Annotated in this window: 26 protein-coding genes; 11 read left to right on the top strand and 15 right to left on the bottom strand. The window is 62.9% G+C overall.

What is annotated here, in order from left to right:
• Positions 1 to 2 precede the first annotated feature (2 nt).
• The gene (locus tag JWV26_RS03600; RefSeq protein WP_093050055.1) at positions 3 to 878 is read right to left on the bottom strand and encodes an SMP-30/gluconolactonase/LRE family protein; all 876 of its coding nucleotides are present in this window, start codon (positions 876 to 878) and stop codon (positions 3 to 5) included.
• A 52-nt stretch (positions 879 to 930) separates the two neighbouring features.
• Positions 931 to 1,758, bottom strand: coding sequence for an NAD-dependent epimerase/dehydratase family protein (locus JWV26_RS03595; protein ID WP_021490263.1), 828 nt, complete (start codon positions 1,756 to 1,758; stop codon positions 931 to 933).
• A gap of 375 nt (positions 1,759 to 2,133) precedes the next feature.
• On the opposite strand from JWV26_RS03595, the gene JWV26_RS03590 reads away from it, so the two are divergent.
• On the top strand, positions 2,134 to 3,159 hold the full coding sequence (locus tag JWV26_RS03590; RefSeq protein WP_196458389.1) for a LacI family DNA-binding transcriptional regulator: 1,026 nt from the start codon (positions 2,134 to 2,136) through the stop codon (positions 3,157 to 3,159).
• A gap of 5 nt (positions 3,160 to 3,164) precedes the next feature.
• On the opposite strand, the gene JWV26_RS03585 is transcribed toward JWV26_RS03590, so the two are convergent.
• The 3 genes from JWV26_RS03585 to JWV26_RS03575 are packed head-to-tail and all read right to left on the bottom strand — an operon-like array spanning position 3,165 to position 6,755.
• A complete protein-coding gene (locus tag JWV26_RS03585; protein WP_206418421.1) occupies positions 3,165 to 4,268 on the bottom strand; it encodes a DUF1513 domain-containing protein in 1,104 nt (367 codons plus the stop codon).
• Positions 4,269 to 4,270: 2 nt separating this feature from the next.
• The gene (locus tag JWV26_RS03580) at positions 4,271 to 5,332 is read right to left on the bottom strand and encodes an imelysin family protein (protein ID WP_206418420.1); all 1,062 of its coding nucleotides are present in this window, start codon (positions 5,330 to 5,332) and stop codon (positions 4,271 to 4,273) included.
• A 10-nt stretch (positions 5,333 to 5,342) separates the two neighbouring features.
• A complete protein-coding gene (locus JWV26_RS03575; protein WP_206418419.1) occupies positions 5,343 to 6,755 on the bottom strand; it encodes a di-heme oxidoreductase family protein in 1,413 nt (470 codons plus the stop codon).
• Positions 6,756 to 7,016: 261 nt separating this feature from the next.
• Between JWV26_RS03575 and JWV26_RS03570 the strand changes: the two genes are divergently transcribed.
• On the top strand, positions 7,017 to 7,727 hold the full coding sequence (locus JWV26_RS03570; RefSeq protein WP_072425816.1) for an AzlC family ABC transporter permease: 711 nt from the start codon (positions 7,017 to 7,019) through the stop codon (positions 7,725 to 7,727).
• On the top strand, positions 7,727 to 8,056 hold the full coding sequence (locus JWV26_RS03565) for an AzlD domain-containing protein (protein ID WP_017675029.1): 330 nt from the start codon (positions 7,727 to 7,729) through the stop codon (positions 8,054 to 8,056). The genes JWV26_RS03570 and JWV26_RS03565 overlap by 1 nt, the downstream gene beginning before the upstream one ends.
• Positions 8,057 to 8,118: 62 nt before the next feature.
• Here the strand turns inward: JWV26_RS03565 and JWV26_RS03560 are convergent, their stop codons facing one another.
• From JWV26_RS03560 to JWV26_RS03525, 8 genes are all read right to left on the bottom strand, one after another.
• Positions 8,119 to 8,706, bottom strand: coding sequence for a putative glycolipid-binding domain-containing protein (locus JWV26_RS03560; RefSeq protein WP_196458447.1), 588 nt, complete (start codon positions 8,704 to 8,706; stop codon positions 8,119 to 8,121).
• A 164-nt stretch (positions 8,707 to 8,870) separates the two neighbouring features.
• Positions 8,871 to 9,212 carry a HopJ type III effector protein gene (locus JWV26_RS03555; protein ID WP_072425814.1) on the bottom strand — a complete coding sequence of 114 codons (342 nt, stop codon included), beginning with the start codon at positions 9,210 to 9,212 and terminating at the stop codon, positions 8,871 to 8,873.
• Entirely contained in the window at positions 9,209 to 9,502 is a 294-nt protein-coding gene (locus JWV26_RS03550; RefSeq protein ID WP_072425813.1) for a DUF1244 domain-containing protein, read from the bottom strand. The genes JWV26_RS03555 and JWV26_RS03550 overlap by 4 nt, the downstream gene beginning before the upstream one ends.
• Positions 9,503 to 9,567: 65 nt before the next feature.
• Complete coding sequence (folX, locus tag JWV26_RS03545; RefSeq protein ID WP_003462464.1) at positions 9,568 to 9,939, bottom strand: dihydroneopterin triphosphate 2'-epimerase; 372 nt, start codon at positions 9,937 to 9,939, stop codon at positions 9,568 to 9,570.
• Positions 9,939 to 10,499 carry a GTP cyclohydrolase I FolE gene (gene folE, locus JWV26_RS03540; RefSeq protein ID WP_017675024.1) on the bottom strand — a complete coding sequence of 187 codons (561 nt, stop codon included), beginning with the start codon at positions 10,497 to 10,499 and terminating at the stop codon, positions 9,939 to 9,941. Before folE ends, folX begins: the two co-directional genes overlap by 1 nt.
• 22 nt (positions 10,500 to 10,521) lie before the next feature.
• Positions 10,522 to 11,232 (bottom strand): dihydromonapterin reductase, encoded by a 711-nt coding sequence (gene folM / locus JWV26_RS03535; protein WP_206418418.1) that lies wholly within the window; start codon positions 11,230 to 11,232, stop codon positions 10,522 to 10,524.
• A gap of 316 nt (positions 11,233 to 11,548) precedes the next feature.
• Positions 11,549 to 12,115 carry an antibiotic biosynthesis monooxygenase gene (locus tag JWV26_RS03530; RefSeq protein WP_206418417.1) on the bottom strand — a complete coding sequence of 189 codons (567 nt, stop codon included), beginning with the start codon at positions 12,113 to 12,115 and terminating at the stop codon, positions 11,549 to 11,551.
• Between the two features lie 113 nt (positions 12,116 to 12,228).
• Positions 12,229 to 12,666 carry a thiol-disulfide oxidoreductase DCC family protein gene (locus JWV26_RS03525; RefSeq protein WP_206418416.1) on the bottom strand — a complete coding sequence of 146 codons (438 nt, stop codon included), beginning with the start codon at positions 12,664 to 12,666 and terminating at the stop codon, positions 12,229 to 12,231.
• Positions 12,667 to 12,754: 88 nt separating this feature from the next.
• Here JWV26_RS03525 and JWV26_RS03520 point away from each other — a divergent pair, with 88 nt between their 5' ends.
• On the top strand, positions 12,755 to 13,708 hold the full coding sequence (locus JWV26_RS03520; protein WP_021490254.1) for a MerR family transcriptional regulator: 954 nt from the start codon (positions 12,755 to 12,757) through the stop codon (positions 13,706 to 13,708).
• A gap of 21 nt (positions 13,709 to 13,729) precedes the next feature.
• Here JWV26_RS03520 and JWV26_RS03515 read toward each other — a convergent pair whose 3' ends face one another.
• Complete coding sequence (locus tag JWV26_RS03515; protein WP_072425809.1) at positions 13,730 to 14,338, bottom strand: hypothetical protein; 609 nt, start codon at positions 14,336 to 14,338, stop codon at positions 13,730 to 13,732.
• A gap of 65 nt (positions 14,339 to 14,403) precedes the next feature.
• Positions 14,404 to 14,850: a PAS sensor domain-containing protein gene (locus tag JWV26_RS03510; protein WP_003462439.1), complete on the bottom strand. Its 447-nt coding sequence runs from the start codon at positions 14,848 to 14,850 to the stop codon at positions 14,404 to 14,406.
• 102 nt (positions 14,851 to 14,952) lie between these two features.
• Between JWV26_RS03510 and JWV26_RS03505 the strand changes: the two genes are divergently transcribed.
• From JWV26_RS03505 to JWV26_RS03475, 7 genes are all read left to right on the top strand, one after another.
• Positions 14,953 to 15,402 carry a flavodoxin gene (locus tag JWV26_RS03505; RefSeq protein ID WP_206418415.1) on the top strand — a complete coding sequence of 150 codons (450 nt, stop codon included), beginning with the start codon at positions 14,953 to 14,955 and terminating at the stop codon, positions 15,400 to 15,402.
• 1 nt (position 15,403) lies between these two features.
• Positions 15,404 to 15,871 (top strand): cupin domain-containing protein, encoded by a 468-nt coding sequence (locus JWV26_RS03500; protein WP_206418414.1) that lies wholly within the window; start codon positions 15,404 to 15,406, stop codon positions 15,869 to 15,871.
• Between the two features lie 159 nt (positions 15,872 to 16,030).
• Positions 16,031 to 16,807, top strand: a complete 777-nt coding sequence (locus JWV26_RS03495) for a class II aldolase/adducin family protein (RefSeq protein ID WP_420890289.1) — start codon at positions 16,031 to 16,033, stop codon at positions 16,805 to 16,807.
• Positions 16,804 to 17,697, top strand: coding sequence for an alpha/beta fold hydrolase (locus JWV26_RS03490; RefSeq protein WP_206418412.1), 894 nt, complete (start codon positions 16,804 to 16,806; stop codon positions 17,695 to 17,697). The genes JWV26_RS03495 and JWV26_RS03490 overlap by 4 nt, the downstream gene beginning before the upstream one ends.
• Positions 17,690 to 18,220: a DUF1569 domain-containing protein gene (locus JWV26_RS03485; protein ID WP_074916961.1), complete on the top strand. Its 531-nt coding sequence runs from the start codon at positions 17,690 to 17,692 to the stop codon at positions 18,218 to 18,220. Before JWV26_RS03490 ends, JWV26_RS03485 begins: the two co-directional genes overlap by 8 nt.
• Positions 18,221 to 18,326: 106 nt before the next feature.
• On the top strand, positions 18,327 to 18,617 hold the full coding sequence (locus JWV26_RS03480; RefSeq protein WP_072425804.1) for a hypothetical protein: 291 nt from the start codon (positions 18,327 to 18,329) through the stop codon (positions 18,615 to 18,617).
• Positions 18,618 to 18,728: 111 nt separating this feature from the next.
• Positions 18,729 to 19,640: an SDR family oxidoreductase gene (locus JWV26_RS03475; protein WP_206418411.1), complete on the top strand. Its 912-nt coding sequence runs from the start codon at positions 18,729 to 18,731 to the stop codon at positions 19,638 to 19,640.
• Positions 19,641 to 19,755 lie beyond the last annotated feature (115 nt).

Genomic DNA, 19,755 nt, shown 5'->3' with positions numbered 1-19,755 from the left:
GATCAGGGTTGGAAGGCTGGCTCTTCGATACCGCGCACACCTGCCTGCAGGGCGAATACACCACCGGCCAGAGGCTGGTCGGAGAGATCGCCGCCAGGGCGGATCGAAGTGACGAACAGGGTATCCAGATTGGCGCCACCGAAGGCGCACATGGCTGGTTTCTTCACCGGTACGGTGAGCGAGCGATCCAGGCGGCCGTCGGGAGTGAAACGGTGGACCAAGCCTTCGTCGTTGCCGCAGATCCAGTAGCAACCATCGACGTCCATCGCGGCGCCGTCCGGGCGACCCGGATGTTGCTTCATGTCGATGAACAGGCGCCGGTTGTGCGGCGTGCCGCTATCGATGTCGTAGTCGAAGGCCCAGACGCTCTGCACGCTCGGGTGCGAGTCGGAGAGGTACATAAGGCGACCGTCGGGGCTGAAAGCCAGGCCGTTGGGCACGATAAAGTCGTCGAGCACCTGTTGCAACTGACCGTCGTAGCGATACAGCGCACCGACGCGCGCGCCCTGGGCCATGTCCAGCAGCATGGTGCCGGCCCAGAAGCGGCCCTGGCGATCACAGCGACCATCGTTGAAACGCATCTCTGCTCGGGCATGTTCGACCTCTGCCAGGCGCTCGGCCTGAACGCTGCCATCGTCCTGCGGACGCAGATGGAAGATGCCGCTCTGCATGCCGGCGAGCCAGCCGCCAGCAGGATGCATGGCGATGCAGGCAAGCATCTCGTCGGCCTGCCAGCTGCGCGTCTGGCCATCGGCCGCGGACCAGCGATGCAGGCGGGCGGCAGGAATGTCGGCCCAGTAAAGAGCCTGTTCGGCTGCGTTCCACACCGGGCTTTCACCCGTGGCGTTGCGCGCATCGACAATCAGTTCGGCTGTCATGGCTGTGGCGCTCTACTTGTTGTTATGGCTTGGGGCGGTTGCGGCGCTGTGTTCAGTCGTCGCCGAACGGGCCGGCGGCAACGAAGGCGCCGCCCTGGTAGATGCGCGCCGGATCGTCGGCGGCCGGCATCGGCTGCGCTTCGACCTTGTCGCGGAACACTTCCGAGCTGTCCTTGGGCTTGAAGCCCAGGTGTGCAGCCTGGCTGTTGTCCCACCACACATCGCGGTTATCCGACATGCCGTAGACCACGGTGTGGCCGACGTTCTCGGTATAGAGGCAGCGTTCGAGCAGGTGGGTAAGGTCGTCGTAGCTCAGCCAGGTGCTCATCATGCGGCGGTTGGCGGGTTCGGGGAATGAGGAGCCGATGCGGATGCTGACGGTTTCGATGCCGTAGCGATCGAAGTAGAAGCTGGCCATGTCCTCGCCATAGGACTTGGACAGGCCGTAGTAGCCATCCGGGCGGCGCAAGCAGTTGGCGTCGAGGTGTTCGTCCTGCTTGTAGAAGCCAATGACGTGGTTGGAGCTGGCGAACACCACGCGTTTCACGCCATGGCGGCGGGCCGCTTCGTAGACATGGAACACGCCGCAGATGTTGGCACCGAGGATTTCTTCGAAGGGGCGCTCGACCGAGACGCCGCCGAAGTGCAGGATGGCGTCGACGCCTTCGATCAGTTGATGCACGGCAGCTTTGTCTGCCAGGTCGCAACGCACCACTTCTTCGTGGGGGCCGGCAGCGGGGGCCATCTCACCGATGTCGGACAAACGCAGGATATTGGCGTAGGGGCGCAGACGTTCGCGCAGTACCTTGCCCAGCCCGCCGGCAGCGCCGGTCAGCAGCAGGCGATTGAAGGGGCGCAGTTCGCTGGAGATCGTGGTCATGGCTGGGCCTGGACTCTTGTTGCTTGTTGTTATTGGTTTGTCATACGTTGTCGTATGACTTGGATCGATTATCAGCACCAACCCAGGCAATGTCAACGCGACAGTGGGGGTAAATTGAGGTGTTTTGTCTGCGTTTCACCGAGCGGGCCCAACCCGTTAAACACCCATGATTGGTAAGGGAAACTACAGCTCGGTAGGCTCTACTACGCTAATTTATTGCGTTCGTACGGAGTATTCGAACAGCGCGCAGGTGGTCTCAGGCAGGTGCGGGGTCGGCATTCTCGGCGCGCATGTGACTAAAGTTGTATGACAACGTATCTCGATTGAGGTGGAGTGTCTTCTGATGCGAAGCACTCGAGTGACTGGAGGCGTGACATGGGCAGGAAACCTGCAGGCATCCGCAGCAGTGTGGCCCCGACGCTGATCGATGTCGCCAGGGTGGCAGGGGTGTCGCCGATCACCGTATCGCGAGCACTGGGCCGCCCCGAGGTGGTCACCGATGCCACCCGTAAGCGCGTACTGGAAGCGGTGCGGGCGACCGGCTACGTGCCCAATCTCGCCGCAGGTTCTCTGGCCTCCAGCCGCAGTCGGCTGGTGGCGATCTTCCTGCCGACCATTGCCAATTCGATTTTCGCCGACACCGTGCAGGCGCTGACTGACCGGTTGGCGGCCGCTGGCTACCAGACCTTGCTCGGCCTTACCGGCTACAGTCCCGAGCAAGAGGAGGCCTTGCTCGAGGCGGTGTTGGGGCGTCGGCCGGACGGTATCGTGCTGACCGGCACCGAGCATACCCAGGCGAGCCGTGAGCGCCTGGCGCGGGTGGGCATTCCACTGGTCGAGGCCTGGGATCTGTGCGAACACCCGGTGGACATGCTGGTTGGCTTTTCGCACGAGGCTGTGGGCCAGGCGGTGGCGCGCTATCTGATCGGCAAGGGCTATCGCCGGGTCTCGGTCGTGGGCATCGATGACCCACGCGGCCTGCGCCGTTATCGAAGCCTGGTGGAGGCGCTGCAGGACCATGTGAAAGCTCCCGTGGCAGCGCAGATTTTGCCTGCGCCGGCAACCTTGGCGGTCGGCCGCGAAGGTCTGGCGCGTCTGCTGCAGGGAGATGCGGCGGGCGAGGTGGTGGTCTGCAGTTCCGATACGGTGGCGCAAGGCGTGATGGCCGAGGCGCTCAGCCGTGGCCTGCGCATTCCTGACGATCTTGCAGTGATGGGGTTTGGCGACCTGTCCAGCGCGGCACACACTTACCCGCCGCTTTCCACCGTGCGTGTGGATGGGCCGTGCATCGGCTGCGCCATCGCTGATGCGCTGCTGGCGCGCTTCGCCGAGCCTGCGGCGGCGCGCCAGCCGCTGCGCCTGGACGTCGGGTTCGAGGTGATCGAGCGCGGCAGCGCCTGAGCCTTTCAGGCCAGGCGCAGGTGGTTGTCCCACAGGCCGGCCGGTAACTTCAGGGAGTTGGTGACGATGCGCTCGCCGCGGCAATCGTACAGGCGGCAACGGCCCTGACCCGAGGTCACGACGAAACCGTCGGCAACCGCGCCAACGCCTGCACAGTCTGGCAATGGTACGTCCAGGCGCACCTGAGCGCTGTCCAGATCCCAGATGAAGAAGCGGTTGCCGCGCGGTGCGGTCAGGGCCAACAGGCGCAGCTCGTCGTGAATGGCCACGCTGGCGGTGTACTGGTTCATCGCCACGCGTTGCATCTCGCCCAGGGCGAACGGCTGGAACGGCTGGCCGGGGCGCTTGATCGCCAGCAGCGGCACCTGATCATGCAGATCGCCCATGTACTGCTGGCCGCTGACCACCGTGCCGTCACGCGCGACAGCCAGGTGGCGGATGCTGTTCTGCTGGTCGGCCAGATGCTCCTGGCTGACCAGGCTGCCGTCGCGCCTGATCAGCACCAGGCTGGCCTGCATGGCGTCGAGGTTCATCTCCACGCGGCTTTCCGCTTCGGTACGGATTCCGCCGTTGGCCACCACCAGGGTTTCGCCATCGGGCATCCACAGCAGTTGGTGCGGGCCGACGCCATGGCTGCTGTGTTCACCGTCGCGCAGCAGTTGCTCACCCTGCAGGCGATAAACGCCAATGATGCCCCGGCCTGGCTCGGTGGTGTCGTTTTCGGTGGTGTACAGCCACTCGGCGCCTTTGTGGAACACCGCGTGGCCGTTGAAGTGGCGTCCGGCCGGCGAGCTCAGTGTTTGTAGCAGGCGACCGTCGCGGGTGTCGATCAGGTAGCTCTCGGTGCTCGGTCGGCGACCGACGAACAGTGCCATCGGCAGGGCGGGGTGCGGCACCACATCGTGGCAGCGTTCGCTCACCGGTGTGGCGAAGGCACGCTGACCATCGAGGCGATAGCCGACGGCGTAGTGGTTGCCGTTGCCGTCGTCACGGGCCGACAAAAGCAACGGCTGGCCGGATGGGCCGAACAGCGTCCAGCCACCGAAGGCGCCTGCCGCCGCCAGGCTGGCAGCGGCTGCACTGAGGCCGAGGAAGGCTCTGCGTTGCATGCTCAATCCCCGTCGTGGGCGTTGAAGCCGATCTGCACGTCGAGGGCCTTGGCCAGTTCGCCTTCCTGCAGGCGGTGCAGGCGATTGAGACTGTCGTACAGCTCGTTCAGGGCGGTGCGACCGGCTTCATCTTCCAGCAACTCACCTAGTGGGCTGTCGAGTGCGGCCAGGCGTTGACGGGTGTCCTGGTAAGCGGCGTCGATGCGTTTTGCCAGGTCGGCCTGGTCATCGCCCAGCAGCGACTGAATACCGTCACGGTTGCTGCCGTGCCACAGCAGTTCGGCACTGGCCAGTGCGGCGCCCTGGTTGGCCAGGCTGCCGGCACTGCGCCAGGCTTCGGCCTGGTAAGGCTGGGCGATACCCTTGCTCTGCCGGCCCATCGGAGCGCCGAGTTTCTTCTTCAGGCCATCCAGGGCGCTGACCTGCACGCGCAACAGCTCGGCGATCGCTTCGTTGGCGTCGGCGTAGCGCTCGTTGGGGAATGCCTTCAGCTGTTCGGCCATGCCAGATTTGGCCTGCCATTCGCCAACGATCTCTGCGGCCAGTGCCTGCTGGTGTTTGCCGATGGCTTGCAGCAGTGGGCAATAGCGCGCTTTCTGTCCGGCCTGGGCGAGGTCCAGATTGGGGTCGAACAGAATGTATTCGTAGGCGGTCAGGCCCTGAACCACCACGCTGGCATTGGACAGGTCATCCGCACTCAACTGCGGCTTGTTCTTCAGCAATGCTTCGACCTGGCGCTGCACCAGGTTCTTCTTGTCCGGCCAGAACTGGATTTGCCAGGCGCGGTTGCCTTCGGCCAGCGGCCCGACCAGCAATGGCTGCAGGCCGGCCCAGGCGCTTTGTGCGCCGAGAAAGGCCTGGCGAGCGGCACTCAGATCGGTGCTGCCTGCGCAAAAGGCTTCGGCATTGGCCGCCAACTGGCGGTCAGCTTCCTGCCAACTGCTGTAGGCCGGCAACAGCACGCCATCGGTCAGCGCAGCGCTGACCTTGGCTTGCGGGTCCTGCTGGCCGCAGCCGACCAGGGCCAGGCCGAGCAGGGAGGCGATCAGGGTTTTGTACAACATCGCAGGCTCCTCAAAGGGAATTCAGGAAGGCGAGCAGCGCTGCTCGCTCGTCGGCATCGAATTTCAGCACATGCAGTTTGGCCGCTTCGGCCTCGCCACCGTGCCAGAGAATGGCTTCCAGCAGGTTGCGCGCACGGCCGTCATGCAGGAACTGAGTGTGACCATTGACCGCTTGCGTCAGGCCAATGCCCCACAACGGCGCCGTGCGCCATTCGCGACCGCTGGCGAGAAACTCCTCGCGGCCATCGGCCAACCCGTCGCCCATGTCATGCAGCAGCATGTCTGTATAAGGACGGATCAACTGGTTGGCCAGTTCCGGCTCGGCGGCATCGGCCGAGGTAGTGAAACTGGGTGTATGGCATTGCTGGCAGCCGGCCTGATGGAACAGGCTCTTGCCCTTGAGCACCTCGGGCGCATCGACGTCACGCCGGGCCGGCACGCCCAGGTTGCGGCTGTAGAACAGTACGCTGGCCAGAATATTGTCGCTGACCTCCGGTTCGCCACCATGGGGCGCGGCCAGGCAATTGGCTTGCGCCGGGGTGCAGTTGTCATGGGGGATCAGCGAACTGGTCAGGCCCATGTCATTGGCGAAGGCATCGGCATTCTGCTGATTCAGATTAGGCTGGCCAGCCTTCCAGCCGAAACGGCCGAGCACACTGCGCTGCTGCTGGCGGTCCCAGACCTGGTTGGGGCGACCGGAAATGCCGTCGCCATCGGCGTCGTCTGGGTCGGCGCCTGCCAGGATATCGGCTTCGGCAATGGCTTCGAGCAGGCCGAGGCCGATCATCGGCGGGGCGATCCGCGTGGAGAACAGGGTGTCCGGATGCATGGCGCCGTAGCCCAGCTGGCTGATCTGCAGCTCGGGCTTGCGCAGCTCCACCAGGGTGCCATCGGCGAAGCGCACCGGCACGCTGCTGTAGGTGACGCGGACCTTGCCCTCGGGGGCTACGCCGGGGTTGGCCATGTCCTGCAGCTGGGTGCCGTAGGTGGGCTCGGCGACCACGCCCTGGCGCTGCAGCAACTCGGCATGCTCGGGGCCGGCCGGCAGCGACAGACGCACCAGCATGGAGGCAGCGCTGAGTGCGCCCGGCTCGGGCGGATGGCCGCGGCCGTCCTTGAGGTGGCAGTTCTGGCAGGCATTGGTGTTGAACAACGGGCCCAGGCCGTCGCGCGCGGTGGTGGTGGCCGGCGCCGTGACCCAGGGGTTGCGGAAGAAACTGTTGCCCACCGCGAAATCCAGACGGCGGCTGGGTGCGAGGTTCGCCGAAGGCAGGGAGAAGGCGTTGTGATCGAACTTGCGTACCGTCGCCGCACCGGCCGAGAGATGTTCGCCAGGCTCTGCCTGGGTGAATTCAGGCCGCTGTTCGCAAGCGATCAGAGACAGGGCCAGAAAGGGCAGCAGGCAGCGCTGAAGCGGCGACATCGTGGAACTATCCGGCGGGCAGGAAACGGGGCGCCAAGATTAGCAGGCTAACGGAGTTTAAATAAGATGGATTAGCGTTATCCGCGCGCGACCAGAGGTCGCGGGATTGGGTTGGATGCCAGCCCTATTCCTTTCCTGCCATAAGCTTCTTCGATTATTTATGCGAGGGCTGCGGCTTCAGGGATTGGTGACCACTAAGAGCAAGAACGTTCAAGACCTTCCAGATGCGTTTGGCTAAGCTCGCCAGCCCAAGGAGGTTCCATGTCCCGTCATCACGAATTCACCCAGGGCGCCCGCGATATGCTGCCGATGCTGCTCGGCGCCATTCCCTTCGGCATCATCTTCGGCAGCCTGGCCGGCGCTGCCGGGCTCGATCCCTGGCAGACGCAGGGTATGTCCTTGCTGGTATTCGCTGGTTCGGCGCAGTTCATCGCCATCAGTCTGTTGACCGGCGGCGCCGGTATTGCCGTGGTGTTGCTGACCACTTTCGTGGTCAACCTGCGCCATGCACTGTATAGCGCCAGCCTGCAGCCATACGTGCGTCATCTGCCCAAGCGCTGGCGCGTGCCGTTGGCCTTCTGGCTCACCGATGAGGCCTATGCGGTGGTGGTGCAGCGCTACGCGCGTGGTGACAAGGGCGCCTACCGCCATTGGTACTTTCTCGGCGCGGCCCTGGCCATGTACTGCAACTGGCAGCTGTGCACGCTGGTCGGCGTGCTGTTCGGTCAGGCTGTGCCGAACATCGGTGAGTGGGGGCTGGATTTCGCCATGCTGGCGACGTTCATCGGCATCGTCGTGCCGATGTTGCGCAATCAGCCGCAAGTGGCGGCCGCCCTGGTTGCCGGTGCCGTGGCGCTGCTGTGCCATGCCTTGCCCTACAAGCTTGGGCTGATGGCTGCGGCGGCCAGTGGCATCGTCGTCGGCGTGTGGTTGGAGCGGCGTAATCCGGCGTTGCAGGAGGAGTCGATCTGATGGATATCTGGTTGCTGATTCTGGGCATGCTGGCGATCACCTTCATCACCCGCTACAGCCTGTTCGCGTTCCCTGATCTGCGTTTTCCGCCATTGATCAGGCAGGGGCTGCATTACGTGCCGACTGCGGTACTGACGGCCATTGTCGTGCCGGGTATGCTCATGCCGGATGGGCAGAGCTGGGCGCTGAACTGGAACAACGCCTACCTGCTGGCGGGCCTGGCCGCCATTGCCATTGCCGCTTTGACGCGGCACTTGCTGGCGACCATCGGCGGTGGATTGCTGGTGTTCTTCCTGCTGCGCTGGGCGTTCGGGCAACTGCCTATCTGAGTGGCGCGAAGCTGGCAAGGTGCGCATGGCGCACCTTGCCCAGGTAGACCGTTGCAAGGCCGCTATACCAGCGCGCTGACCTTTAGATCGCGCTGGCTCAAGCGCAGGTACTGTTGGTCAGCCTTGAGCAGCAGCGCTTGGTCGTCGACGCTCAGTTCTTCCTGAGCATGACCTTCGGCCTGGCTGCGGTAGAGGCTTTCACCGGGGCGGCGGCGCAAGCATTGGTAGCGCTGCTGGCGTGGTTCCACCTTGAAGCTGAGCATGTCGATATAGGCGACCTGCATCTCATCACTCTGCCCGGTCTCCAGCGCACTGCGTTGCAGGGCTGGGGTGTGGGTGAATGGCGAGGCCGAGAGCATGACATGTTGGCATTGCTGTAGATCAGGGCGTGGTTCGCCGTTGAGCAGCCAGTTGCCGCGCAGATCGCGCTGTAGACAGAGGTTGCGCTGGCCGTGGTTATCGACCTTGAGCCAGAGGCGGCGAAAGCGCCAGCGCGGATCGCAATCGATCATGTAGTTGGCAACGATGCTGTTGCCCTTGATGGCCTGCATGAGGTGGCTGGTGGCCTGGATGCCATTGGCATCCTGATTCAGACGCAAGGTTTCCACGCCGGGGGTGCACCAGGGTTTCCATACCAGGGTTTGCTGCATCGGTCGACTCCATGCCGAGCGCGAAACAGGAGGGAAGGGCGGCCACTGGGCGCAGAACACGTTCCCTCGTGTTCCATGTTTGTTGTGGTGCGCAGCATAAAGCGACAGCGATGTGATGTCTGTCAGCTTTTGCTGACAGTTGTGCAGGTTTTTGCGCTATAGATTCAGGCTTTCGGCTTCAGCGGTTGCTGTTCGAACTTCACGCCGTCCAGGCCATGCACCATCAGCGCGCGGATGTTGCCGTGGTCGCTGCCTTGCGGCGTGGCCAGCACGCTGCGGTAGTGCTCGCCGAAGGCACGCAGCGCTTCGTCCTTGCTCAAGCCTTCCAACAGGGCCAGGCCCAGAGTCTTGCAGGAGCCTTCGTTCTGTCCGGCCGCGTTCTCCAGATCACCGTTACGGAAAGCGCTGGGCTGATAGTCGTAGTGCGCGGCAACGAAGGCCAGGGTTTCACTGAAGGCGTAGTCATCCTGCTGCAGACGGCTGCGCAGGGTATTCAGAGCGGTCATTCAGGCTTTCCTTTAGCAAATGCGGCTTTCTGCTCGGCCGAGGCTTCTTTCTGATATTTGGCTTTCCAGTCGGCATAGGGCATGCCGTACACGGTCTCGCGAGCCTGGTCGGCGCTGACCTCGACACCGAGGTCGTCGGCAGCGGCCTTGTACCATTTGGACAGGCAGTTGCGGCAGAAACCGGCCAGGTTCATCAACTCGATGTTCTGCACGTCAGGACGGCTGCGCAGGTGCTGCACCAGTGCGCGGAAGGCTGCAGCTTCCAGTTCGAGGCGTTCTTGCTCGGTCATGGTGGGCTCTCCGGGGATAGATGGCGGCGATGATAAGAGCCTTGCCGGAGAGCGACAAGCCGCTGTCAGCGATGACCGGCGAGGGTGATGGATACCGACTCGGCGAAACGCAGGGCGTGCGGTTTGTCCACTTCCACTTCGGCATAACGCACGGCCTGATGGGTCATCACCAGGTCGAGGATTTCCTGGGTCAGGCGTTCGAGCAGGGCGAAGCGATTGCCTTCGACATGGGCGATGATCGCCTTGGTGATGGTGCGGTAGTTCAGCGCATGCTCGATATCGTTGACCTCTACCGCATCGACGGCGGGGTAGAGGATGGTCAGGTTGATCAACACGTCCTGCTTGTTGTTGATCTCTTCTTCCTTGATGCCGATGTAGGTGCGCAGGCGCAGGTCCTTGACGCGGATGCGCGCCATTCCAGGTTCCAGTCGCGGCATTAGTTGTTCCGTCCGATCAATTGCAGGAATTCGTGGCGAGTGTTGCAGGACTCGCGGAAGGCGCCAAGCATCACCGAGCTGCTCATCACCGAATTCTGCTTCTCCACGCCACGCATCATCATGCACATGTGCTTGGCCTCGATCACCACCGCCACGCCGGCGGCGTTGGTCACGCGCTGGATCGCATCGGCGATCTGCTTGGTGAGGTTCTCCTGGATCTGCAGGCGCCGCGCGTACATGTCGACGATGCGCGCCACCTTGGATAGCCCGAGCACCTTGCCGGTGGGGATGTAGGCGACATGCGCCTTGCCGATGAAGGGCAGCAGGTGGTGTTCGCACAGCGAGTACAGCTCGATGTCCTTGACGATCACCATCTCATCATTGTCGGATTCGAACAGCGCACCGTTGACGATCTCGTCCAGCGACTGCTGGTAGCCATGACACAGATACTGCATGGCCTTGGCCGCGCGTTTGGGGGTGTCGAGCAGGCCCTCGCGCTCTGGGTTTTCACCGAGGCCTACGAGGATCTCGCGGTATTGCTGGGAAAGAGGTTGGCTCATGGCAGTGTCCTGAGCAGTCGCTTCACTTGAGGTGGCGGCCGCCGTTGAGGGTAAGGGTCGTTCCGGTTACGTAGGAGTTGTCCAGCAGATAGCGCAAGGTCTGGTAGAAGGCCTGCGGGCCGGGTTCTATGCCCAGCGCCGATTTAGCCAAGGTCTTGATGCGGTAGGCGTCGTCATCACCATCGTTGAACATCAGCAGTGCTGGCGCGATGGTGTTGACCTTGATGCGTGGGGCAAAACGCGCGGCGAACGACAGCGTCAGGCTTTCCAGGCCTGCCTTGCTGGCGCAGTAGGCGGGGCGATTGGCGCTGCCCTTGCGGACCACGTCGTCACTCACGTGCACGATGTCGGCGTGTTCCGACTGCAGCAACAACTTGCTGCAATGCAGGTTGATCAGGTAGGGCGCAAGCATGTGCACGTTGAACAGCTGGCGAAAGACATCGGCTTCTTCGCCGGGTGTTTCGGCCAGCCACTGCGAGGCGTTGTGCACGATCGCGCGCAGGCCGTTGCACTGCAACTTGACCTGTTCGATGAACGCCATGATGCCGCTCTCATCACTGAAATCCGCCTGCAGAGCGATGGCGCCGCGCTCACGCAGCCGCGAAATGTCGTCGCGGTTCTGGCGGTAACTGATGATCACCGGCTGGCCTTCGTCGAGCAGGCGTTCGGCGCAGTATAGGCCGACCCTCTGGCCGGCGCCGGTGATCAGGATGGGGAAGCTGGCAGCGCTCATGTGCGACTCGTGAGAAAGGAATGAAGGCCTGGCTCGTACCGCCTCGGGATACCTGACCAGTGGCAGGCGCTACTCACCAGGCCGTGGATAAAGCTATACCAGAGTCGCAGGTTGTACAACCATGTGCGGCATGTGGTTTTGCTATCAGCCTGAGTGGATTTGCCTATTTTGCTGAGTTTTAAGGATTTTTACTGAGGTGGTTGAGAAGGGTATTTTGTACTTTACCTGTACGAGTTAGTGTTTTTGTACAGATATTGGCTGCTTTACAACGAAATCGGCCAGCACGAGGCTGGCCGATTGGTGGAAGTGGATGCTTTCAGGGCTTGCCGATGCTGGCAGCTCGCCTGCTCAGGCGCTGCGGGTAGTTACCATGTAGCCAGGGTTCCAGCAGGCGAGTGGAAAGCGGGATGAACCAGTAGGTCATCAGTGGCGTCAAGGCCAGCGTCGACAGCAGCACGCGGGTGACCAGCGAAAGGTCGGCGAGCCAGGGGCCGAACAGCAAATTGAAGGCTAGGGACACCGGAAAGAACGCCAGCCAGATCGCCACGCTCTGCTTCCAGCGCGGAGGCTGTCGATGGGCACTGCCGAACCAGGCGTCAAGGCCGACTGCACGCTTCTCCTGCGGTTGTGCAAAAAGGCCCGCACCCCGCTGCAGCCAGGCCTGGCGCGAGGCCGAGTGCTCCCAGGAAGCCATGGTCTGTTCGTCGCTGAAACGGAAAACGATCTGGAACTCATCATCGCCGGCAGGCGGTGCCAGTACGCCGGAGCCGAGGTAGCCAGGGAAGTCGGTGGCCAGATGTTCGCCTTCACGCAGCCAGGCGATGAAATCGTGATAACGGCCATTGGCGACGCGGCGCGCCACCATCAGGGTAACGGGGGACATTGTGTATCTCCTCGGGTGTTGCCGTCAGCCGGGGTATGGCGTTGGGCGTGGTCGAGCACGGGGTGATGTGCTCGACAAACAATGCAGCAAGGATTATTCCCGTTTTGCGAAAATTAGCCAGCGTCAGCTGATGGCGGGCGTTGAGTCGAGCAGATGTCGCCCTTTCGGCAGCGCGCCGCACCGTCAGAGTGCGGTAGCCGCGCCAGATGAGGGCGCAGGCGGCAGAACAGTCGGTAGCCACATTCCAGCAGTGGGCGCAGCGGTCGCCAGCGCAAGGGCGCCACCCAGGTTCCCAGGCCCGCGGCTTCCCAGCTCCAGAGGCTGGCATCAAGGCCCAGCAACCAGGTGCCGTCGGCCCAGCGAGCGTGCAGGCGATTCTGCATCGCAGTCAGAGACAGCCCCAATGGCAGTGGATCGAAGTCCGCGGCAGAAATATCCACGAGCAGCAGCCGCTGGGGCGATGCGTGCTGGCTGAGTAGACGGATTTCACGGGCGCAGAGCGGACAGTCGCCGTCGAAATAGAGGGTCAATGGCCAGGCGGGGTTGTGCATGTGGCTGCCTTGTATAATTCTTGCACAATGTAAGCCTGGCCAAGCTGGGTTACAATCCCTCTACATTCGTTGCCATGATGCCGAAGCCATGCCCGAACTCGCCTCTGTCACATCGCTTGCGTCCAGCGCTTTGAAGCAGGAAGAGCTGTTCCCCATCCGCGAGGTTTCTCGCCTTACCGGCGTCAATCCGGTCACCCTGCGTGCCTGGGAGCGGCGTTACGGCCTCATTCAACCGACACGTACCGACAGCGGCCATCGTCTCTACTCGCAGGCCGATATCGATGCGGTGCGCAGCATCCTCGCCTGGATCGAACGTGGCGTCGCAGTCAGCAAGGTCGGCTCGATCCTGGCCAAGAGCGCCAGCAGTCGCAGCGTCGCCACGCCGGCCTATAACGAAGTCAGCAGTGACGACTGGAGCCAGTGGCAGGGCCAGGTGCGTAGCGCGCTGCAGAACTTCGATGAGCCTCGTCTGGAGCGCTTGTATGGGCAGATCTTCTCCTGCTATCCGCTGCCAGTGGTGTTCCAGGATATTTTCATGCCGGTGTGGCAGGAACTGCTGCTGCGTCAGGACGAAGTCGGCCTGCGTGGCGAGTGGCTGATGCTCGACGGCTTCCTGCGTGGGCGCTGCTGGCAGCGTCTGCAATTGGGGCGTGATGATTCGCGTGAACGCGTGCTGCTGGTGGCGCTACCTGGCCACTGCCGGGAACTGGAGTTGCTGGTTGCAGCGTTGCTGCTGGGCAATCAGGACGTCGACGTGTCGGTGATGGGGCCAGGCGTACCCATGACCGATCTGGCCTTGGTCTGTGAACGCATGCAACCCCAGGCGCTGGTGGTCTTCAGCAACCAGCCGCCAGGCGAGGAGTTCCCGCGGCAACTGGCGCGTCTGGCGCTGGGTCTGGAGTGTCCGCTGCTGCTGGCCGGTGACAGTGCCGATCTGGCGGAGGAAAGTCTGGCCGGTTCGCCCATTGCCTGCCTGGGTAACGAAGGACGCCTGATGCAGCGTCGCATGCAGCAGTTTCTGGCTGGCCATCTCGATACCTGAGGTGGTCCAGGCTACTGAGCTTCAGCTGATTGCTATGCTCTGCGACTGTTGTTCGCTGTGCTGTTCGAACAGGTACTGACGCAGGGTCTGCTCATCTTCCGTATGTAGCGTCTGCAGGCTGTAAGCGTAACGCTTCTGGCTAACGCGCCTCGCTAGCCGCGCGCGCAGTTGAACGCGGCGCTCCTGGGGCAAAAGCAGTTGCAGCAACTGATCCTTGGCCGGCGTGCCTGTTCTGCTGTATTCCACCAGAATTCCATTGTTCGACAGCTCCAGCGCCTTCAGGCCACTGGGCTGGTCGCTGCCGTCCAGCAGCGTCAATGCCGTGGGCAGAACAAGACGCCATGGGCGTTCGCTTACCCCTTGTTCGAAGATCAGCGGGGCGCCCAGCTCCAGGCGTGACTGACTGTGGTCGTCCTGGATCAGGTGCAGGGGGAAGCTCAGATGCTGATTGTCGGTATGCGTGTCCAGGCTTAGCTGTTCTTCGTTGCCCAGGCGAGCCAGCAGCTCACTGAGCCGTTCGCCCAGAGCCAGTGGCGGCGCTGCGTTAGGGCGCCGCTTTGGCGGAGGTTTGAAGAGAATCTTCTGGATGAAATCCAGTTCGTCCTGAGTCAGCAGCGGATCGCTTTGCATGGGATGATACTGCACGGGGTCAAACCCATCTGACTGCGCTGGCGAAGGATAGTTTTATCCGTTCGTCAGCTTTTCAGGCGCGCCAGCTCGGCCTTCAGCTCGGCGACCTCTGCCTCCAGCTCACGCACCCGCTGCTTGGCTTCGACCTGTTCGGTAACATCCTTCTGGATACCGATGTAGTAGGTCAACTGGTCGCTTTCGTTCAGCACCGGAGTGATCGATAGCTCGTTCCAGAACGCGCTGCCATCCTTGCGGTAGTTACGAATGATCTGTCGGCAGGGCTTGTTCGCCTTGACCGCTTCGCGAATGGCCTGCAGACCGAGCTGTGCACGGTCAGTGCCCTGCAGGAAACGGCAATCCTGATAGAGGATGTCATCGCAGGGGTAGCCGGTCAGGCGCTCGAATGCCGCGTTGGCGTAGATCAGAATATTGTCTTCGCCCTCCTGCTCGGCCACCACGATCCCATCGTTGGAGGCGTCGACTACCAGTTGCAGCAGTTTGGCATTGATCATGAGTCCGGTTCCGCGATGGATATGGGCTGCATTCTAAAACATCGGGTCGGGCTGTCCACTTGCGGCATAATGCGCGGCGTTTTTCCTGTTTCCGGAGTTGTCATGAAAGTCGCCATTCTCTCGGGCTCGGTCTACGGTACGGCCGAGGAAGTCGCTCGCCACGCCGAGCGCCAGCTCAAGGCCGCTGGGCTGGATGCCTGGCACAAAGCGAACGTGAGCCTTGAGGAGCTGCTGGCCTTCGCGCCGGACGCTTTCCTTGCCGTCACCTCCACCACTGGCATGGGTGAGCTGCCGGACAACCTGCTGCCGCTGTACAGCGAAATCAGAGACCGCTTGCCGGCCTGGAGCGGCAAACCGGCTGCAGTGCTGGCGCTGGGCGACTCCAGCTATGACACCTTCTGTGGCGGCGGTGAACTGATGCGTGAACTGTATGCCGAGCTCGGCCTGCGCGAAGTGGTGGAAATGCTGCGCCTGGACTCCAGTGAAACCGTCACGCCTGAAACCGATGCCGAACCCTGGCTGCAAGCCTTCGTGGCAGCGCTGAAGGCCTGACATGCACCCGCGCGCGCGCCAGTTGATCGACAGCCTCGGGCTTGCCGCGCATCCCGAGGGCGGTTACTACCGTCGTCTGTTCGTTTCGGCGCAGCGCAATGCTCAGGGCCGGGCGGCTTCCAGCGCCATTCTGTTCCTGCTGCCGGGTGGTGCGGTCAGCCGCTGGCATCGGGTCGACGCCGACGAGCTGTGGCACTTCCACGAGGGCGACCCTCTGCAGTTATTGGTAGCCGATACCCCCCACGCGGTGCGCTGCGCGTTGCTCGGGCCGGCCAGTGAGGGGCAGATGCCGCAGCACGCGGTAGCGGCCAATGCCTGGCAGGCGGCGCGCTCGACGGGCGCCTATACGCTGGTCGGTTGCACTGTGGCGCCAGAGTTCCAGTTCGAGGGCTTTCGCCTGCTGGCCGATGACGCCGAGGCTCAGGCGCAGTGGCCGCTGCTGGCGTGCGATTACCCCGAGCTGGTTTGAGCGGCGATAAAAGCCGCGAATACCTGCCTATCGCACCGCGGCGCGCCAGCGCCGTGACCCGCAAAGCCATCAAGATGGCTGCCAGGGCAACTACCGCCAGCGACGCGCCTGGCTAGACTGCGGACACCACCGACCAACAAGAATATCGAGGTGACCGCCGTGAATGCTCCGCTGAAACTCCCTGCCGTGAAGAATCTGGTTTCCGAGGCCGAATGGCGTGCACGCGTCGACCTCGCCGCCTGCTACCGGCTGATCGCCCTCTATGGCTGGGATGATCTGATCTTCACCCATATCTCTGCCAAGGTGCCGGGTACGGAAGATTTCCTGATCAACCCCTATGGCCTGATGTTCCACGAAATCACGGCGTCGAGCCTGGTCAAGGTCGACCTGGCGGGGAACAAGCTGATGGACAGCCCGTTCGATATCAATCCGGCCGGTTACACCATTCACAGCGCCGTGCACGAGGTGCGCCACGATGTCGGCTGCGTGCTGCACATTCACACCCCGGCGGGCATCGCCGTGTCGGCGCAGAAGCAGGGCTTGCTGCCCCTGTCGCAGCAATCGCTGTTCGTCCTCGCCAGCCTGGCCTACCACGGCTATGAAGGCGTGGCGCTGAATCACGACGAGAAAGCGCGGCTGCAGGCGGACCTGGGTGACAAGAACTTCATGATCCTGCCCAACCATGGGCTGCTCACGGCTTTCGGCGGCATCGCCGACGCCTTCCTCGGCATGTTCATCCTGCAGCGTGCCTGCGAGATCCAGGTCATGGCGCAGAGCGGCGGTGCTGAGCTGATCCACATTCCGCAGCAGATTCTCGACGGCGCGCGGGCGATGATCGCCGGTGTGATGAAAACGCCGCAGGGCATGGGCGGCGAGCTGCCTTGGCCAGCGCTGCTGCGCAAGCTGGACCAGCAGATGCCAGGTTACGACCAGTGAGCGAGCTGCCAGGTATCGCCCTGGACGAATGGCGCGCGCAAAGCCAGGCGGTGGACTTTCGTGGTCACACGATTCGTTACTGGACCGCTGGAGACACGCAAGCCCAGCCGCTGCTGCTGATTCACGGCTTTCCCAGCGCCAGTTGGGACTGGCATCGTCTGTGGGCGCCGCTGGCCGAGCGTTACCGGCTGATCGCCTGCGACATGCTGGGTTTCGGTTACTCGGCCAAGCCGCGTGGGCATGCCTATAGCCTGCTGGAACAGGCCGATCTGCAGCAGGCGCTGCTGGCCCATCTCGGCGAACGGCGCCCGGTGCATGTGCTGGCTCACGACTATGGTGACAGCGTTGCCCAGGAGCTGATCGCGCGGCGTCAGGAGGGGCAACTGCAGTTGGCGAGCTGCGTGTTCCTCAACGGCGGTCTGTTCCCCGAAACCCATCATCCGGTGCGCGTGCAGAAGTTGCTGCTCGGGCCGCTTGGCCCGCTGATCGGGCGGTTGTTCTCACGACGCAAGCTGGCACAGAGTTTCGCCCGCATCTTCGGCCCGCACACCCAGGCCAGCGAAGCCGAACTGGATGCCCTTTGGCAACTGGTGGCGTACAACAACGGCCCGGCGGTGATGCATCGTCTGATTCGCTACATGCCCGAGCGGCGCCAGCAACGGCAGCGCTGGGTCACGGCGATGCAGGCCACGACGCTGCCGATGCGGGTGATAGATGGCGCCTTCGATCCCATCTCCGGTGCGCATATGGTGGCGCGTTACCGGGAGTTGATCGCAGACGCCGACACCGTTCTGCTAGACGGCATCGGCCACTATCCACAGTTGGAGGCGCCGGCTGCGGTGCTCGAGCATTACCTGCAGTTTAGCGATGCAAGGAGTCCGCATGCGTAGACGTACCCTGCTCAAAGGCGCTGCGCTCGGCGGAGCCGCCGCACTGGGCGCCGGCTACTGGGCCTTGCCTGCCGGGCCACGGCCGGCGGTTGTCAGTCTGGAGGGCGCACGCCAGGTGCTGGCGGATCTGCAAGGCAAGATGCTGCAGAGCATTCGCGGCTGGAGCCCGAGCGAAGTGTTCAATCACTGCGCTCAGAGCATCGATTATTCCATCGACGGTTATCCCGAGCTGAAACCGGCCTGGTTTCGCCATAGCCTCGGGCCAGCCGCGTTCGCCGTGTTCAGCGCCCGCGGAGCCATGCGTCATCCGCTGGATGAGGCAATTCCCGGTGCCGCTGCGCTGAGCGAACCAGCCGATCAGACCTTGGCCTTGCAGCGACTGCAGGTGGCGTTTGAGCGTTTTGCCGATTACCAGGGTGCGCTACAGCCGCACTTCGCCTATGGCGCGCTGGACCATGGCGAATACGCCGAGGCGCACGTGTTGCACCTGTACAACCACCTCAGCCTGATTCGTATTGCCTGAGCGCACGCGAGGATGAGCGGGTCAGCGTTGCGATAATTTTTGTCGAACCTCCGGCGCCGTGAGCGACTCAGTAACTGTGTCACTCACAGGAAAGTCGAGGTTACTCATGAACAACATGAACAAGAAATTATCTGCATTGCTGCTGAGCGGGATTCTGGGCGCGATGGCGCTGCCTGCCTTTGCTGAAACCGAGTCTGATGGCACCAGCTCCCCTGGTCCTACCATGCCCTCTGCTCCAGGGGATGCGCCGATGAATCCGGCTGATGACGGCGACGGCATCCCACCGGTGCAGGGCCCCAACACCGATGGCAATCCCGGTGGTGACCGGGGTGGTTCGGGTGATGGCAGCGGTACCGGCGGCAGTGGTTCTGGCTCGGGTTCCGGCACCGGTAACTGAGCCGTATAAGGTCGCATTATCGGCCGTCATTCAGCAGCCCCGCGCGCCTTGTGAAGCGCGCGGGGCTGCCTGACACTCGGTGCATTCACAACCTGCCCGAGGGAGCTGTCGATGAGCGATGCCATCCGTTTCGAAGATCAAGTGGTCATAGTCACCGGTGCCGGCGGTGGCCTGGGCCGCGCCCATGCACTGCTGTTCGCCCGCCATGGCGCCAAGGTGGTGGTCAACGATCTCGGCGGTAGCACCCATGGTGAAGGGGCCAACGCTTCGGCGGCCGACAAGGTGGTGGAAGAGATTCGCGCCTTCGGCGGTACTGCAGTGGCCAACCATGACTCGGTCACCGATGGCGACAAGATCGTGCAGACGGCGCTGGATCATTTCGGCCGTATCGATGTGCTGGTCAACAACGCCGGCATTCTGCGCGACAAGAGCTTCCACAAGATGGAAGATGCCGACTGGGACCTGGTCTACAGGGTTCATGTCGAAGGCGCCTACAAGATCACTCACGCGGCCTGGCCTCACTTGCGCGAGCAGAACTTCGGCCGTGTCATCTTCACCTCGTCGACCTCCGGCATCTACGGCAACTTCGGCCAGAGCAACTACGGCATGGCCAAGCTCGGCCTGTACGGGCTGACGCGTACACTGGCCATCGAAGGGCGCAAGAACAACATTCTGGTCAACGCCATCGCACCGACCGGTGCCACGCGCATGACCGAAGGACTGATTCCGCCGCAGGTGTTCGAGCAACTCAAACCCGAGCTGGTCAGCCCGCTGGTGGTGTACCTCGGCAGCGCTGCTTGCCAGGACACCGGTGGCCTGTTCGAAGTCGGCGGTGGTTGGGTTGGCAAGGTGCGTTGGGAGCGCAGCCTGGGTGCCGGTTTCGACCCCAAGGCCGGCTTCAGCCCCGAGGATGTTGCGGCGCAGTGGCAACGCATCTGCGATTTTGAAGGCGCTGCGCACCCGGCTGACAACGTCGAGGCGCTCAAGGAAATGATGGCGAATCTACAGAAGTACACGCTCTAAAGCAGATGCGAACACTGAAAGGCCGGCAGCGATGCTGGCCTTTTTCGTTACCCATCCGCAGCGCATGATCAGCGAGGTGTTGCATACGTTCGGTATTTGATCGGGCGCAGTGGGG

The organism is Ectopseudomonas toyotomiensis (assembly GCF_017167985.1).
Lineage (GTDB): Bacteria > Pseudomonadota > Gammaproteobacteria > Pseudomonadales > Pseudomonadaceae > Aquipseudomonas > Aquipseudomonas toyotomiensis.
The sequence above is the reverse complement of the archived record's forward strand: the minus strand, read 5'-3'. Positions and strand labels throughout refer to the sequence as shown.